The sequence below is a fragment of the Mycobacterium sp. IDUB_37 genome (genome assembly GCF_055419245.1).
Genome location: NZ_JBVAXG010000004.1, coordinates 195139 through 210593, shown reverse-complemented (window position 1 = coordinate 210593; position 15455 = coordinate 195139). Strand labels below are relative to the sequence as shown.

Below are 15455 nucleotides of genomic sequence, written 5' to 3'. Positions count from 1 at the left end.
CCCGGATCGGGGCTATCGGCTTATCCCTTAAGCGATTCCGCGTGTTAAGCGGCTAGTCTCAGAAAACCGCGTACCAGATGGCGATGTACTGGCAGACCGCCGCGATGGCCGTGCAGGCGTGGAAGAACTCGTGGTAGCCGAACGTCGTCGGCCAGGGGTCGGGCCGGCGCAAACCGTAGGCCACCCCGCCGATGCTGTACAGGACACCGCCGGCTGCCAGCAGCGCCATCGCGGCCACTCCGGCGTTGTGCACGATCAATCCGACGTACCAGACCGCCACCCAGCCCAGCAGCAGATAGAGCAGCACGCCCACCCAGCGCGGTGCCGACGGCCACAACAGCGTCAGCCCGATTCCGGCCAGCGCGCCACCCCACACGATGGCCAGCACCATCTGCCCGGTCGGGTGCGGCATGTCCAGTCTCGCGAAAGGTGTGTAGGTGCCGGCGATGAACACAAAAATCATCGAATGGTCGAGTCGTCGCATCCATTGCCTGGCGGCCGCCGACTCCCAGTTGACTCGGTGATAGATCGCGCTGACAGCGAACATCGCGACGATCGCCAAGGCGTAGGCCAGCGTCGCATGCCCAGCCCGCTTGGAAACCACCGACCACGACATCACCACCAGTGCTGTGCCGCCGAAGACAGCCGCGATGGCGCAATAGAGGTGGATCCAACCGCGCAACCGTGGTCTGCTCAGCGGATCGACCCCGCCGTGGGCCAGTGATGGGGTGACTTCGTCGACGACTGCGACCGGTCTGTGGGACTCGGGCTGGAAGTCCGAATCTGTTTGGTGGTTCATCATTCCTCCTAGTTCGCAACGGGATTCGGTGCTTCAGCAGCGATTTCGCAACATAGGAACGCAGCGTAGGAGGGTGGCGCTGAGAAGCCGCTGAGAAGCACGCTGAGCTTTACGTTCACCGCGATAAGCCGATCTGTACGGCGGTGTTCTCAGCGAATCTTCAGCCCGGCAGAATCAGACTGTGCGGATGTCTGCCGTTGGGCCATTTGGGCGAAAGTGGCTGATGCGCGCGGTGTGGCCCAGCAATTTGGGCATCTCGGCTCGCTCAGCCGCAGCATCGGCGGTCGTCGTTTTCTTTGCCTTCGCTGCGGCAGGCGCCGCATTGGACGTCATCCTCTACCGGACGTTGTTGGCGGGTGTCGATGACGCCACCGCCGGCCGAGTCAGCCACATTGTCACTGCCCTGCAATCGAATTCACTCAACGACGTCGACGACGCCTTATTCGCCACCGACCAGCACGTGGTGGCGATCCAGGTGATCGACCGAAATAGCAAGGTGGTCGAGCGATTTGGGGCGGCACCCAAAACGCCACTGGTGCCCATCACCGAGTTTGACCTCAATTTGCGGCGCGGCATGTCCGACGACGCGGTGGCCGATGACGATATGCGGGTCAGCGGTCAACGAGTCAAGACTGCCGCCGATGAGTACACGGTCATCGTCGGAGGGGGCAGCGAAGCGGTCGAAGCGACTGCGCGGACCGTCGCGCTGTTGTTGGTCGGCGGCGCCCCGATCATCGTCGCCGTGGCCGCGGCGGCGACGTACCGGCTCGTCAGTCGCTCGTTGAAATCCGTGGATGCGATACGAATCCGGGTCGCTGAAATCTCCACGTCCGACTTGGCCGAACGGGTGCCCGTGCCAATCAGCAGGGACGAGATCGCCGCCCTGGCGGTCACCATGAACGAGATGCTGGCACGCATCGAAGCCGGCCACCGGGCACAACAACAATTTGTCGGCGACGCTTCTCATGAACTGCGCAGCCCGCTGGCCACCATCATCTCTGGACTGGAAGTCGCCGAGGCTCACCCCGAATTGCTCGATGCGGACTTGGCCTTCAACACCCTGCTTCCCGAGGCGCAACGCATGCGCACACTGATCGACGATTTGCTGCTCCTTGCGCGTGCCGACGAGCAAAGCCTGTTGCGGCGCAGGGTCGAGGTGTCTCTCGATCATCTTGCCGAGGTAGAAGCCGCCCGTGCACGGCGCGCAAGCGAATACACCATCCACACCGACATCGCACCAACGCAGCTGACCGGTGACCCATCGGCGATATCCCGGCTGATCCGCAACCTTGTGGATAACGCTGTCCGCCATGCCAACTCGAGCATCAGCATCGAAGTCGCAAACGCCGGCGGCACAGCCGTCGTCACCGTCAGCGACGACGGACCCGGCATCAACCCAGACGATCGGGGACGGGTGTTCGAACGGTTCGTTCGCCTCGATGCGGATCGCGCCCGCAGTAGCGGCGGAGCCGGCCTGGGATTGGCGATCGTCGCAGAGGTCGTCGCGGCCCATGGCGGCAATGTCACCATCGACGACCGACCGGGCGGCGGAACCACGATGATCCTGACCCTGCCGCAAAACACGCCTCAGCACACCAACCGGTAACCCACACCTCGGATCGTCTCAATGGTGTTGGTACCAAAGGGAGCATCGATCTTGCGCCGAAGGTATCCCACGTATACCTCGACAACATTGTCGGGACCCTCGTAGTGCGCATCCCACACGTTACGCAGAATATCGGCTTTCGTCACCACGGTGTCCCTGCTGCGCATCAAGAATTCCAGCAGCCCGTACTCACGCGGAGTGAGCGATATCGGGGTCGAATCACGTTGGACCGTATGCCGAGCGGGATCCAGTGACAGTGATCCTGCGGTCAGAACTACCGGTCGCTCCGGTGCCCCGCGACGCACCAGCGCGCGAAGGCGCGCAACAAGCACCCGAAACGAAAACGGCTTCGTCAGATAGTCATCAGCTCCAAGATCGAACGCATCGGTCTGGTCGTACTCGCCGTCCTTGGCGGTCAACATCAGCACCGGTGTCCACACGCTCTGCGCCCGCATTCGGCGCAGCACCTCATATCCGCTGTGACCGGGGAGCATGATGTCGAGAACAACGACGTCGAAGTCGTTTTCGATGGCCTCGTGCAAGCCGTCGACACCATTGTCGACAGCTACAACGACGAAGCCTTCCGCGGTCAGTCCCCTAGACAGAGTCGCCGACAACCGCGGCTCGTCCCCGACGAGCAGAACGCGCATGGCAATACGCTACTTCGTCGACCAGATACGTGGAAAATTAACGCCGTTCCACCAGATACGGCGTCAGCGTGGAGAGCTTCTCGCAGGTCTCCTCGAATTCGCGTTCCGGGTTGGAGGCTTCGATGATGCCCGCACCGGCGCGAAGCCAGGTATGTCCGTCACGCTCGTAAGCCGCCCGAAGCGTCAGCGCCGCGTCGAGCCCGCCGTCCGCGGAAAACATCACTACCGCACCGGAATACAGCCCGCGCGGCCCTTCGTCGAGACGCAGGATCGCTTCGACGCCGCCCGCTTTCGGAATTCCCGACGCGGTAACCGCTGGGAAGAGTGCCTCCAGGGCGTCCATCCGGTCGCTGGATGGATCAAGCCGCCCGGTGATCGTCGAACCGAGGTGCTGCACACTGCCGCGCTCGCGAACCGTCATGAAATCGCTGACGACAGCGGTACCGGGCTCAGCGATCTCGCTCATCTCCTGCAGCGACGTCCGTACCGAAATAGCATGTTCGACAATCTCTTTGGAGTCCGACTCCAGATCCTCGCGCGCCTGACGGTCATGCGCGGGACCCCGCCCGAGCGCACGGGTGCCGGCCAGCGGCTCGGTGACCACCGTGCCGTCCGGTTGGACGGCCGTGACGAGTTCCGGGCTGAATCCAAGTGCGCGAATACCACCGAGATGCAACAGGAATGACCGCACCGGCGTGTTGTTGCGCCGTCCCATCCGATAGGTCGACGGGAAGTCAAGCGCGAAAGGCACTGCGAGACAACGGGACAAGATCACCTTGTCGTAGTTGCCCTCGACGATTTCCTGAACTGCCACCGCCACGCGGGCGCGGTAGTCCGACGGGTCGACGGACTCATCGACGCTCCTCGGACGTTGCACGTCAGGCAAGCCATCGCTGAGCAACCGCTGCACGGCCTCGCGGTAGGTGGCCCCGCCACCGAACAGACGGACCTCCCCGTCCGAGACGATGATGCGGGTACGTGCCCAGAAAACCCTGGCCAGCGGCGTGTGCGGCGCCAGCCGCTGTTGCAGCCCGTAGCGGTACACGCCGAACTCGAACGCAACCCAGCCGAATGCCTGGTCAGTTTCCAGCAACAAACGATCCACGGCTTCGCCCAGCACAGCCCCCGGGCGACCGGACCACTGTTCCCTGCGCGTCACGCCGTCACGGATGACCCGTAGTTCGTCGCTGTCCAACTCCACCATCGCGAGCACGCCCGCAGCCAGCACCCACTGCCCATCGAGCTCGTAGAGCAGGTATTCCTCACCGAGGGGCTCGATGAGCTCGGCAGCCAGTTGGGCCGTCAGGTCGGCGGGGTCGATGCTTCCAGGTAACGGGATCGACAGCGACGCACTGCTGGCAGAACTCGTCTCGACGCTGGCCTCCATCACAATAGGTAAATGTAGCCTAACCTTTCTCCGAACGCTGCCCCCCTGCCCGTTCGCTGCGCCACCACTCAGGCAATCCAGGTAAATCTCACAACGAACTAAACCCGCAGCTGCGCTGACGGCGATCACAGACCGACGGCGGCCGCATCGGCGTCAGGACACCTACCAGGCCTTTTCCCGACAAATCGGGGTCCGGCGCGCCCGCAACCGACGGCGTATCGGCGGACACCGGGCGCCAAATTGTTCCCGGCCGTTTCCCTGCGCGCCCCCCTCCCGCGGCACCGACCTACCGCCGCGCTCCTGGCGTGACGACTTAGCCACCTGGATCGCCCCCGGGCATCAGCACACCATCCCCGCCGCGATCGGGGGTTGTCCGCTGACCACTGGCCGACCGCAACCACGCATCACCAGACGCAAGGACCGCCGACCCACCACCCGCCTCCCGTGGCGATCGGCGACGCACCGCGAGCGCAGTCGGGGCGCCGCGGATCGCCGCAATGGTCCAGCCGGGCGCGCCCTGACCCGACACGTAATCTCCCAGCAAACTGACAGGTAACTGGTATCCGATCCATACCGGCAGTGCCGAAAAGCCCTCTGCCAGCACCGATGTCGATATCGGTCGTTACGTATATGTTTCGGTGGTCATACCGCCAGGAAAACTCCGCGGCACCACGCTGTTTGGCGTCGATTGTGAGTGGCGAGCGCTAACCGCCCGCGCTAAGTTCGCTGCGTTGCGTGGGATGTTCGTGGTCGCCTTGAAAAGCCTTGACGGTCAGTACTTCCTTCGAATTGCCACAGGACGCTCGGGAGGTACTCAATGCTGGCTGAGTTCTGGGACAACTTCACGCACAACTTGTTCAAGCCACTGCTGTTGTTCTTCTACTTCGGCTTTCTGATCCCAATCCTGAAGGTGCGCTTCGAGTTTCCCTACGTGATCTATCAGGGCCTCACCATGTACCTGCTGCTGGCCATCGGCTGGCACGGCGGCGAAGAACTCGCCAAGATCGACAGTGGAATCGGCGTCATAATCGGCTTCATGGTGCTCGGCTTCGTGCTGAATTTCGCCATCGGAGGTTTGGCCTACCTACTGCTCAGCCGAATCAAATCCATGCGACGAGTCGATATGGCAACGGTCGCAGGCTATTACGGGTCGGATTCGGCCGGGACCTTCGCTACCTGTTTGGCAGTCCTGGCCGCGGCCAACATCGCGTTCAACGCGTACATGCCGGTCATGCTCGCCGTCATGGAGATCCCGGGCTGCCTGGTCGCGCTGTATCTCGTTGCCCGACTGCGGCATAGAGGTCTGGATGCGGCGGGATACATGCCCGACGAGGCTGGATACACCGCGCCGGTCAAAGCAGCCATTGGCCCCGGCGCCGCCGCAAAGCCCGCGCCAGGAAAGACCCTCGACCTCGAACACGAACTCGTGATCGACCAGGAGGGCGTGGAGAAACTGGAGCATCCGAACTGGGAGCCTGACCAATTGCCACCCCGGGCGCCAGCCAAGCGGATGCCGATTTTTTCTCGCGAGCTTTTTCAGGAGGTCTTCCTCAACCCCGGCCTCGTGCTGCTGATCGGCGGCATCGTCATCGGTCTCATCAGTGGTCTGCAAGGCCAGAAAGTCGTTGCAGACGACGACAAGTTCTTTGTTATGGCCTTCCAGGGCGTGCTCTGCCTGTTCCTGCTTGAAATGGGCATGACGGCGGCACGCAAGCTCAAAGACTTGCGGCAGGCCGGCATCGGTTTCATCGTCTTCGGCCTGGTGGTGCCGAATATCTTTGCGACGATGGGGATTATCGCCGCGTGCAGCTACGCAGCACTGACCAACAGCGACTTCAAGCCGGGAACCTATGTGCTGTTCGCGGTCTTGTGCGGCGCGGCGTCCTACATCGCCGTACCCGCGGTACAACGACTGGCGATTCCCGAAGCGAGTCCGACGTTGCCCCTGGCCGCCTCACTGGCGCTGACGTTCTCCTACAACGTGACCATCGGAATTCCGCTCTACATCGAGATCTCTCGCGTCTTCGAGCATTTGTTCGGGGTCTGACTTCACCGAAGCGCACCACCGATTCTGGCAATCACGCCAACAGGTTTCGCACCACCGCATCGGCGAGTAGCCGGCCGCGATTGGTGAGCACCAACCGGTCGCCTTCGGACACCAGCAATCCGTCGGCCAGCGCCGTGTCGGCGCGCTCCCGCTCCCCGGAGTCCAGACGATCCACCGCCAGCCCCTGACGCAACCGGATCGCCAGCATCACCTCCTCGGTGTGCAGGGCTTCCGCTCCGAGCTGCTCGTAGCCGGCTACTGGTAGCGCCGCGCCATCTAACCTCTCCGCATAAGCGTTGGGATGCTTGACATTCCACCACCGCGTCGCGTTCACGAAGCCGTGTGCGCCGGGTCCCGCACCCCACCACTCGCCGCCGCCCCAGTAGCCGAGGTTGTGCCGGCATTCCCCACCGGCACGGGACCAGTTGGACACCTCGTACCAATCCAACCCGGCCGCCGAAAGGCGTTCGTCGATCAACTCGTAGCGGCGGGCCTGCACATCGGCGTCGGGAGCCGCCAGCTCGCCACTACGGACCCGCCTGGCCATCGCGGTGCCGTCCTCGACAACCAGTGCGTACGCGGAAACATGATCGACGCCGGTCTCGATCGCCGCGTCCACCGAACGCAACAGGTCGTCGTCGGATTCGCCAGGGGTTCCGTAAATGAGGTCCAGGCTGACGTGCTCGAAGCCCTGTTCCAAGGCCTGCCGGGCCGCGAGTGCCGCCTGGTTCGGCGTGTGCACCCGCTCCAGCACCCGCAACACATGAGGGATCACCGACTGCATGCCCAGCGACACCCGCGTGTAACCCGCCTCCAGGATCGCCTCGAAGAACTCCGGCCAGCTCGACTCCGGGTTGGCCTCGGTGGTGATCTCGGCGTCCGCCGCCAGCACGAAGTTGTCGCGCACCATGCCGAGCAGGGCAGTCAGGCGCGCGCCGCCCAACAGGGACGGTGTGCCGCCACCGACGAACACGGTGTCCACCGTTGGCCCGCCCAGGCGGGCGGCGGCCAACTCGAGCTCAATCCGCAACGCCTCCAGCCAGGCGTCGGGGTTGACGCCGCCCAACTCCGCTGGGGTGTAGGTGTTGAAATCGCAATAACCACACCGCGTTATGCAGAACGGGACGTGGATATACAGGCCGAACGGGTGTCCCGGGGTCGCCTGCACGGCCGGTAGATCCACCGGCGCCTCACGTAAAGCCATGCCAAATCTTGGCACGGCTGACCCGATCGGACAGTTTTCCCAGCTCTTTCCCGGTTTTGTTTACCCGATCACCCAGATTTCCGTGGCAGTTTTAATCACCATGAGAAGAAATTTGACCTGGTGACACGGCATGTGTCTATTCATGGCAGAATGTCAGCGTGACCGTCGCCAATTCGAACCTGCGTGTAGCGCTGGTGGCGCGGCGGCATATCGACCTCAAGCGCGTTTGCAGCTGTTGCTGTCTGCCTTGATGTCGTAGACCCAGCCCATCTAGTACGTCACTGGCTGCCGGATCTGCGCCGCCGGACCTCACGGTGAGCTGCGCGGATTCAGCCCAGGTTGTTCGCGAAGGAGATCCCTGATGACCACAGCACGTCCCGCCAAGGCTCCCCGTAATGAGGGCCAGTGGGCGCTGGGTAATCGCGAGGCGCTCAATCCCAACGAGGAGATGAAGAAGGCCGGCGCGCCGCTCGACGTGCGGGAACGCATCGAGAACATCTACTCCAAAGAGGGTTTCGACAGCATCGACATTGGCGACCTGCGTGGGCGTTTCCGCTGGTGGGGCCTCTACACCCAGCGCGAGCAGGGTTACGACGGCTCGTTCACCGGCGACGACAACATGGACATGCTCGAGGCCAAGTACTTCATGATGCGGGTGCGTTGCGACGGCGGTGCCCTCTCGACGAACGCGTTGCGCACGCTGGGCCAGATTTCGATCGAGTTCGCCCGCGACACCGCCGACATTTCCGACCGGCAGAACATCCAGTACCACTGGATCAGGGTTGAGGATGTTCCGGAAATCTGGCGGCGACTCGACGAGGTCGGACTCAAGACCACCGAGGCGTGCGGTGACTGCCCGCGTGTTGTGCTGGGTTCACCGCTGGCCGGTGAGTCGCTCGACGAGGTGCTCGACCCGACCTGGGCCATCGATGAGATCGTCCGCCTCTACATCGGTAAGCCTGAGTACGCCGACCTGCCGCGAAAGTACAAGACCGCGATCTCAGGGCTGCAAGACGTCGTGCACGAGGTCAATGACATCGCCTTCATCGGAGTCAACCACCCCGAGCACGGTCCTGGCCTGGACTTGTGGGTCGGTGGCGGGTTGTCGACGAACCCGATGCTGGCCCAGCGACTCGGCGTCTGGGTCCCACTGAACGAGGTACCCGAGGTCTGGGAAGCCGTGACATCGGTCTTCCGCGATTACGGCTATCGGCGACTGCGGGCCAAGGCACGGCTGAAGTTCCTGGTCAAGGACTGGGGCGTTGAGAAGTTCAGGAATGTCCTCGAAACCGAGTACCTCAAGCGTCCGCTGATCGACGGCCCGGCGCCCGAGCAGGTCCCGCATGCGATTGACCACGTCGGCGTGCAGCGACTCAAGAACGGCCTCAACGCCGTCGGTGCGTCGGCCATCGCGGGGCGGGTGTCAGGCACCATCCTCAAGGCGGTTGCCGACCTGGCTGAGCAGGCCGGTTCGGACCGAATCCGGTTCACGCCCTACCAGAAACTGGTCATCCTCGATATTCCCGACGACAAGCTCGAGGAGCTGATTGCCGGGCTAGACGCGCTCGGTCTGCAAACCCGCCCATCCCACTGGCGCCGAAACCTGATGGCCTGCACCGGTATTGAGTACTGCAAGTTGTCCTTCGCCGAAACCCGGGTTCGTGCGCAGTCTCTGACGCCCGAGCTGGAGAGCCGCCTCGAGGACATCAACTCCCAGCTGAACGTACCCATCACCATCAACATCAACGGTTGCCCCAACTCGTGTGCCCGAATCCAGATCGCCGACATCGGGTTCAAGGGCCAGATGGTCGACGACGGCGATGGGAATTCGGTCGAGGGTTTTCAGGTTCACCTAGGAGGCGGCCTCGGTTTGGACAGTGGGTTCGGGCGGAAACTGCGTCAGCACAAGGTCACCAGTGACGAGATGGGCGATTACATCGACCGGGTGACCCGCAACTTCCTCAAGCACCGCACCGATGGGGAACGCTTCGCGCAGTGGGCCGTTCGAGCAGAGGAGGACGACTTGCGATGAGCCAGGCGACCAAGCTGACCGAAGACGAACTGCGAGAGTTGGCGGCGCGCGGCGCGGCCGAACTCGAGGGCGCCAACGCGACCGAATTGTTGCAGTGGACCGAGGACAACTTCGGCAACATCAACGGGCCGCGGGGCTGGGCGACATGCAACTACGTCGTGGCCTCCAACATGCAGGACGCCGTTCTGGTGGACCTTGCCGCCCGGGTGCGCCCAGGAGTCCCGGTGCTCTTTCTGGACACCGGTTACCACTTCGTGGAGACCATCGGCACCCGCGACGCGGTCGAATCCGTCTATGACATCCGGGTTCTCAACGTCACTGCCGAGCACACCGTCGCCGAGCAGGACGAGTTGCAGGGCAAGGATCTGTTCGCCCGCGATCCCGGCGAGTGCTGCCGGCTGCGCAAGGTCGTGCCGCTGGGCAAGTCGCTGCGCGGCTATTCAGCCTGGGTGACCGGTATTCGCAGAGTCGAGGCGCCGACCCGCGCCAACGCCGCACTGGTGAGCTTCGACGAGGCCTTCAAACTGGTGAAGATCAATCCGTTGGCCGCCTGGTCGGACGAAGACATGCAGAACTACATCGACAAGCACGACGTGCTGGTCAATCCTCTTGTCCACGAAGGCTATCCGTCGATCGGCTGCTTCCCGTGCACCGCTAAGCCGGAAGAGGGTGCCGACCCGCGCAGCGGGCGCTGGCAGGGCCGGGCCAAGACCGAATGCGGCCTGCACGCGTCGTGAGCTCTCTCGTGCTGACCGCGCACGGCAGTGCGGATACCCGGTCGGCGGACAACACCCGGGCCGTCGCGCGCCATATCGCGCGCCTGCGCCCCCGGCTCGACGTGCGAGTTGCGTTCTGCGAGCACAACTCCCCGAGCCTGGTCGATGTGTTGAACAGCTGCGCCGGCGAGACAATCGTGACTCCCCTGCTGTTGGCTGACGCCTACCACGCGCGTATCGACATTCCCCATCAGATCGCCGGCTGCGGTGCCGCTGACCGCGTGCTGCAAGCAGAGGTACTCGGCGAGGACGACCGACTGGTGTCGGTGCTGCGTCAGCGGGTTGCGGAGTCGGGAACTTCCCGGCTCGACGACCGCCTCGGCGTCCTCGTCGTCGCGATCGGCTCGTCGAACCCGGCGGCGAACGCGCGCACCGCCGAAGTGGCGCCCAAACTCGCCGCCGGCACCCGATGGGCTGCTGTAGCAACGGCTTTCGCGACACGTCCGGAGTTGCCGATGGACGAAGCCGTCGACCGGTTACGCCGCAAGGGCGCACGCCGGGTCGTCATCGCGCCATGGTTTCTGGCACCTGGCCGCATACCTGACCGGGTCGAACGATTCGCGCGGAGCGCGGGCATCGAAATGGCGGCCCCGCTGGGTTCGCACCGACTCGTTGCTGAGACGGTGCTGGACCGCTTCGATCACGCCGCGGCGATCGCAAGCGCGGCGTAAGCCGGGCGCAGCGGGTCGCCGCCATCGGCCCCCGCGATCGCAAGCGCGGCGTAAGCCGGGCGCAGCGGGTCGCCGCCATCGGCCCCGGCGATCGCAAGCGCGGCGTAAGCCGGGCGCAGCGGGTCGCCGCCATCGGCTCCGGCGATCGCAAGCGCGGCGTAAGCCGGGCGCAGCGGGTCGCCGCCATCGGCCCCCGCGTGCGCGTCGCGGCGAAGCGCAGCCTCGCTTAAGCCGAGGTGAGCGCCTCGTCCTCGACGGCGTTGGCAATCGGCGGTACCCGGGTGGCTCGCACGTACACCGTGTCGCCATCCTTTAGCGCCAGTGCTTCCGCGTCGCCGCGGGTGATCTGGGCCGTGAACGGTGCCCCGTTAGCCGAACTGGTCAATTCCACTCGGACCTCGAAGCCGAGCGTCACCACCCGGTCGACCGTCGCACGCACCACGCCGATCGAGGCCGCCGAACCGTCACCGCCGGCGATCGCCATTTCGGGGTTGCGACCAACCCGGATGTCGTGCGGGCGGACGAGGGCACCGTTGAGCGCGGAAACCGCGCCCAGGAAGGACATCACGAATGCGTTCTCAGGAGCGTCGTACACATCCGTGGGGGAACCGACCTGTTCGATGCGACCCTTGTTGAGCACAGCGATCCGGTCCGCCACGTCGAGCGCCTCGGCCTGGTCGTGGGTCACCAACACCGTGGTGACATGGACCTCGTCGTGCAGGCGGCGCAACCAGGAGCGCAGGTCCTCACGCACCTTGGCGTCCAGAGCACCGAACGGCTCGTCGAGCAGCAATACTTCCGGGTCGACCGCGAGTGCCCGAGCGAGCGCCATACGTTGACGCTGACCACCGGAAAGCTGGTTGGGATAGCGGTTCTGAAAGCCGTTCAGACCCACCACCTCCAGCAGATGGTCGACCTTCTCGGCGATCTCCGCCTTGGGCCGCTTGCGGATCTTCAACCCGTAGGCCACGTTGTTGCGCACGGTCAGATGCTTGAAAGCCGCATAGTGCTGGAAGACGAACCCGATCCCGCGCCGCTGCGGTGGCACCCCGGTGACGTCCTTGCCGTTGATGATGACCGTCCCCGAGTCGGGTTGGTCGAGGCCGGCGATGGTGCGCAACAGCGTCGACTTGCCCGAGCCACTGGGGCCCAGCAGTGCTGTCAGCGAACCGTTGGGCACCACGAAGTCCACGTGGTCGAGGGCGACAAAGTCACCGTAATGCTTGTAGGCGTCCTTCACGACGATTGCGTGGTCGGCCTGCTTGGTCCCGGCGTCGGTCATCTTGGGTCTCCTTGCTCCGTACTATCTACTTGCTCGTGCCCGACGGGCATCTAGTACCACCTGAACGATCAGCACAATCACGGCAACCGCCATCAGCAATGTCGACAGCGCGTAGGCGCCGTACTCTGCGCCACGGTTGTAGCGGTCCGACACCAGCAGAGTCAGTGTCTGCGACTCCCCCGGCAAGTTCGACGACACCATGATGACTGCGCCGTACTCACCGAGTGTGCGCGCAATCGTCAGCACGATGCCGTAGGTCAGGCCCCAGCGGATGGACGGCAGGGTGATCCGCCAAAACGTCTGCCACCAGCCAGAACCCAGGGTGGCGGCGGCCTGCTCCTGGTCGGTCCCGATCTCGTGCAGCACCGGTTCAACTTCGCGCACCACGAAAGGCAGCGTGACGAAGATGCTGGCCAGCACGATGCCCGGCAGGCCGAAGATGATCTTCAACCCAAGGTCGCGCTCGACGAATCCCAGCGCGCCACTGGCCCCCCAGAGCAAGATCAACGAAACGCCCACGATCACCGGCGAAACCGCAAACGGCAGATCGATCACCGCCTGCAGGACGCCCTTACCGCGAAACCGGTTGCGGGCGAGCACTAATGCCGTCGGAATGCCGAACACCACGTTCAACGGCACCACTATCGCCACCACCAGAAGCGACAGGTTCAGCGCGGACACCGCCGCGGGAGTGCTGATCCAGTCCCAGAACTGTCCCAACCCGGGCTCGAACGTGCGCCAGAGAATCAGGATCACCGGAATGATCAGCAGGACAGCGACATACGCCAGCGCGCTGTATCGAAGCAGGTAGCGAACCGTCCGCGATGAAGTCGTCGTAGTCACTGGGACAACTCCTGACGCTTGGCCGCGCGTCCGCCGATGACACGCAGTATCAGTAACAAGAAGAACGAGATCGAGAGCAGCACAATGGATATCGCTGCCGCGCCGGTACGGTCGTCATTCTCGATCAACGTCCGTATCCATTGCGAGGACACTTCGGTCTTGCCGGGCACCGCACCACCGATCAACACCACCGAACCGAATTCACCGATAGCCCGCGAGAATGCCAAGCCGGCACCGGACAATAAGGACGGCAGCAACGCAGGCAGCACAACGGAAGTGAATATCTTTGGCCCACTGGCCCCCAATGATGCTGCCGCTTCTTCGGTCTCCCGATCGATCTCGAGTAGCACCGGTTGCACGGCGCGCACCACGAACGGCAGTGTGACGAAAGCCAGTGCCACGCCGACACCCCATTCGGTGTGCTGCAAATGCAGACCTACCGGGCTGTGGTTGCCGTAGAGCGCCAGCATCACCAAGCTGGCGACAATCGTCGGCAACGCGAACGGCAGGTCGATGACCGCGTCGACGAGACGCTTGCCGAAGAAGTTGTCGCGCACCAGCACCCACGCAATGAGCAGGCCGAACACAGTGTTCAGCAGTGTCACTCCGACCGAGATGGTGAGCGTCACGCGCAGCGATTCCACCGCCGCGTGGGAGGTCACGGCCAACCAGAAGGAAGACCACCCGCCACCGACCGCCTGCCAGGCGATCGCGGCGAGCGGCAGGAGCACGATCACCGAGAGCCACAACGTCGCTACACCGAGACGCAGCGATGTGGTGCGTCTCCGACCGGCGGGACGGGCGGTATCGGAAGCCGCGCCGTCGGTTTCGTCGAGTTCCGGCCGGATCGCTTCGGGGTCTGGGGTTACAGTCACGGTCATCCGGTCGCCTGCGTGTAGATCTTGGTGATGCTGCCCGAGTTCTTGTCGAACAGTTGCGGATCAATCGTGGCCCAGCCGCCTAGATCGGCAATGGTCCACAGTTTCGAGGGCACCGGAAACTGATCCCGGAACGCCGCCGCGACGGACGGATCGACCGGTCGGTAGCCGGCCTGCGCCCACAGTCGCTGGCCCTGGGCGGTGTACTGAAAGTTCTTGAACGCGACCGCCGAAGGCAGGTGCGTGCTGGTGGTGATCACCGCTAACGGATTCTCGATCTTGAACGTCTGCGGCGGAGTCACATGCTCGACCGGCTTGCCGGCCCGCTCGGCGGCGATCGCCTCGTTCTCGTAACTGATCAGAACATCGCCACTGCCCTGGACAAAGACATCCGTTGCTTCCCGCCCCGATCCTGGACGCAATTTCACGTGTTCCCTTACCAATCGGTTGACATACTCGATCCCCGCCTGGCCGTTCCGGCCGCCTTCGCTCTTGACTGCGTAGGGAGCCAGCAGATTCCACTTAGCCGAGCCTGAACTCAGCGGGCTGGGGGTAATCACCTCCACGCCGGATCGCAGCAGGTCGTCCCAGTCGTGGATGTTCTTCGGATTCCCTTTGCGCACAACGAATGTCACCAGCGAACCGAACGGAATGCCCTTGGTGGCATCGGTATTCCAGTCTTTGGAAACCTTGCCGCTCTTGATCAACCGAGTAATGTCCGGCTCGACGGAGAAATTCACCACATCGGCCGGCTTGCCTTCGCCCACACCGCGCGACTGGTCGCCCGATGCGCCATAGGAGGTGATGACCTGAACGCTCTTGCCTTCTTCGGAGGCGTTGAAGGCGGGGATCACCTTGCTCCAGCCGGGTTCGGCGACCGAATACGCCACCAACGTGATACTCGATTTCGCGTTGCCCAGTCCGCCGCCGCCGACCACGTCGCTGGGACCGCCAGCGCACGCGGCGGTCAAGCCGACAATGCTGAAAAGCCCGATGCCGACAGTCCCGATGCGGCGTGCGAGCGCGAGACGATATCGCCAGCGCGGCGCACTCCTGATGTAGGAGTACATCTGCGACATTGATGGCCTTCCAGTGCGGGAGTTATGGGCAGTAATCCCGTAGCTGCGGAAGGGCGATAACTTCAGGTTCGAGAGAATTCACGAACTCCACATACCAGACCGCGCATGGGGTTAGGAGTCAGCGACAACAGCGCACGTCGGCCGCGGCGCAAACCACCACGGCGGACTCAGCGCAGCCGAACGCCAGAACAAGGCGCTCGA

At 63.7% G+C, this 15455-nt stretch carries 14 protein-coding genes; 6 read left to right on the top strand and 8 right to left on the bottom strand.

Annotated elements, in window-relative coordinates; all coding sequences use genetic code 11:
• Positions 1-58: 58 nt before the first annotated feature.
• Positions 59-799: a PAQR family membrane homeostasis protein TrhA gene (gene trhA / locus ACZY1I_RS15375; protein WP_463755313.1), complete on the bottom strand. Its 741-nt coding sequence runs from the start codon at positions 797-799 to the stop codon at positions 59-61.
• 187 nt (positions 800-986) lie between these two features.
• On the opposite strand from trhA, the gene ACZY1I_RS15370 reads away from it, so the two are divergent.
• The gene (locus ACZY1I_RS15370) at positions 987-2405 is read left to right on the top strand and encodes a sensor histidine kinase (RefSeq protein ID WP_463755312.1); all 1419 of its coding nucleotides are present in this window, start codon (positions 987-989) and stop codon (positions 2403-2405) included.
• Here ACZY1I_RS15370 and ACZY1I_RS15365 read toward each other — a convergent pair.
• Positions 2387-3055, bottom strand: coding sequence for a response regulator transcription factor (locus tag ACZY1I_RS15365; RefSeq protein WP_463755311.1), 669 nt, complete (start codon positions 3053-3055; stop codon positions 2387-2389). The two genes, ACZY1I_RS15370 and ACZY1I_RS15365, sit on opposite strands and share 19 nt — an antisense overlap.
• A 37-nt stretch (positions 3056-3092) precedes the next feature.
• Positions 3093-4445 carry a salicylate synthase gene (locus ACZY1I_RS15360; protein ID WP_463755310.1) on the bottom strand — a complete coding sequence of 451 codons (1353 nt, stop codon included), beginning with the start codon at positions 4443-4445 and terminating at the stop codon, positions 3093-3095.
• An 814-nt stretch (positions 4446-5259) separates the two neighbouring features.
• On the opposite strand from ACZY1I_RS15360, the gene ACZY1I_RS15355 reads away from it, so the two are divergent.
• Positions 5260-6489, top strand: coding sequence for a sodium-dependent bicarbonate transport family permease (locus tag ACZY1I_RS15355; RefSeq protein ID WP_463755309.1), 1230 nt, complete (start codon positions 5260-5262; stop codon positions 6487-6489).
• A 31-nt stretch (positions 6490-6520) separates the two neighbouring features.
• Here the strand turns inward: ACZY1I_RS15355 and hemW are convergent, their stop codons facing one another.
• Positions 6521-7693, bottom strand: a complete 1173-nt coding sequence (gene hemW / locus ACZY1I_RS15350) for a radical SAM family heme chaperone HemW (RefSeq protein ID WP_463755308.1) — start codon at positions 7691-7693, stop codon at positions 6521-6523.
• Between the two features lie 158 nt (positions 7694-7851).
• Between hemW and ACZY1I_RS15345 the strand changes: the two genes are divergently transcribed.
• The 4 genes from ACZY1I_RS15345 to ACZY1I_RS15330 all read left to right on the top strand — a co-directional run bounded on the left by ACZY1I_RS15345 (position 7852) and on the right by ACZY1I_RS15330 (position 11172).
• Entirely contained in the window at positions 7852-7944 is a 93-nt protein-coding gene (locus ACZY1I_RS15345; RefSeq protein ID WP_463755307.1) for an Ms4527A family Cys-rich leader peptide, read from the top strand.
• 110 nt (positions 7945-8054) lie between these two features.
• The gene (locus ACZY1I_RS15340; protein ID WP_463755306.1) at positions 8055-9725 is read left to right on the top strand and encodes a nitrite/sulfite reductase; all 1671 of its coding nucleotides are present in this window, start codon (positions 8055-8057) and stop codon (positions 9723-9725) included.
• Positions 9722-10462, top strand: coding sequence for a phosphoadenylyl-sulfate reductase (locus tag ACZY1I_RS15335; RefSeq protein ID WP_463755305.1), 741 nt, complete (start codon positions 9722-9724; stop codon positions 10460-10462). Before ACZY1I_RS15340 ends, ACZY1I_RS15335 begins: the two co-directional genes overlap by 4 nt.
• Positions 10441-11172 (top strand): sirohydrochlorin chelatase, encoded by a 732-nt coding sequence (locus tag ACZY1I_RS15330; protein WP_463755304.1) that lies wholly within the window; start codon positions 10441-10443, stop codon positions 11170-11172. The genes ACZY1I_RS15335 and ACZY1I_RS15330 overlap by 22 nt, the downstream gene beginning before the upstream one ends.
• 226 nt (positions 11173-11398) lie before the next feature.
• Here ACZY1I_RS15330 and ACZY1I_RS15325 read toward each other — a convergent pair whose 3' ends face one another.
• The 4 genes from ACZY1I_RS15325 to ACZY1I_RS15310 are packed head-to-tail and all read right to left on the bottom strand — an operon-like array spanning position 11399 to position 15254.
• A complete protein-coding gene (locus ACZY1I_RS15325) occupies positions 11399-12454 on the bottom strand; it encodes a sulfate/molybdate ABC transporter ATP-binding protein (RefSeq protein ID WP_463755303.1) in 1056 nt (351 codons plus the stop codon).
• A 21-nt stretch (positions 12455-12475) separates the two neighbouring features.
• On the bottom strand, positions 12476-13297 hold the full coding sequence (gene cysW / locus ACZY1I_RS15320; RefSeq protein ID WP_463755302.1) for a sulfate ABC transporter permease subunit CysW: 822 nt from the start codon (positions 13295-13297) through the stop codon (positions 12476-12478).
• Positions 13294-14178, bottom strand: a complete 885-nt coding sequence (cysT, locus tag ACZY1I_RS15315) for a sulfate ABC transporter permease subunit CysT (protein WP_463755301.1) — start codon at positions 14176-14178, stop codon at positions 13294-13296. Before cysT ends, cysW begins: the two co-directional genes overlap by 4 nt.
• A complete protein-coding gene (locus tag ACZY1I_RS15310) occupies positions 14175-15254 on the bottom strand; it encodes a sulfate ABC transporter substrate-binding protein (RefSeq protein WP_463755300.1) in 1080 nt (359 codons plus the stop codon). The genes cysT and ACZY1I_RS15310 overlap by 4 nt, the downstream gene beginning before the upstream one ends.
• Positions 15255-15455 lie beyond the last annotated feature (201 nt).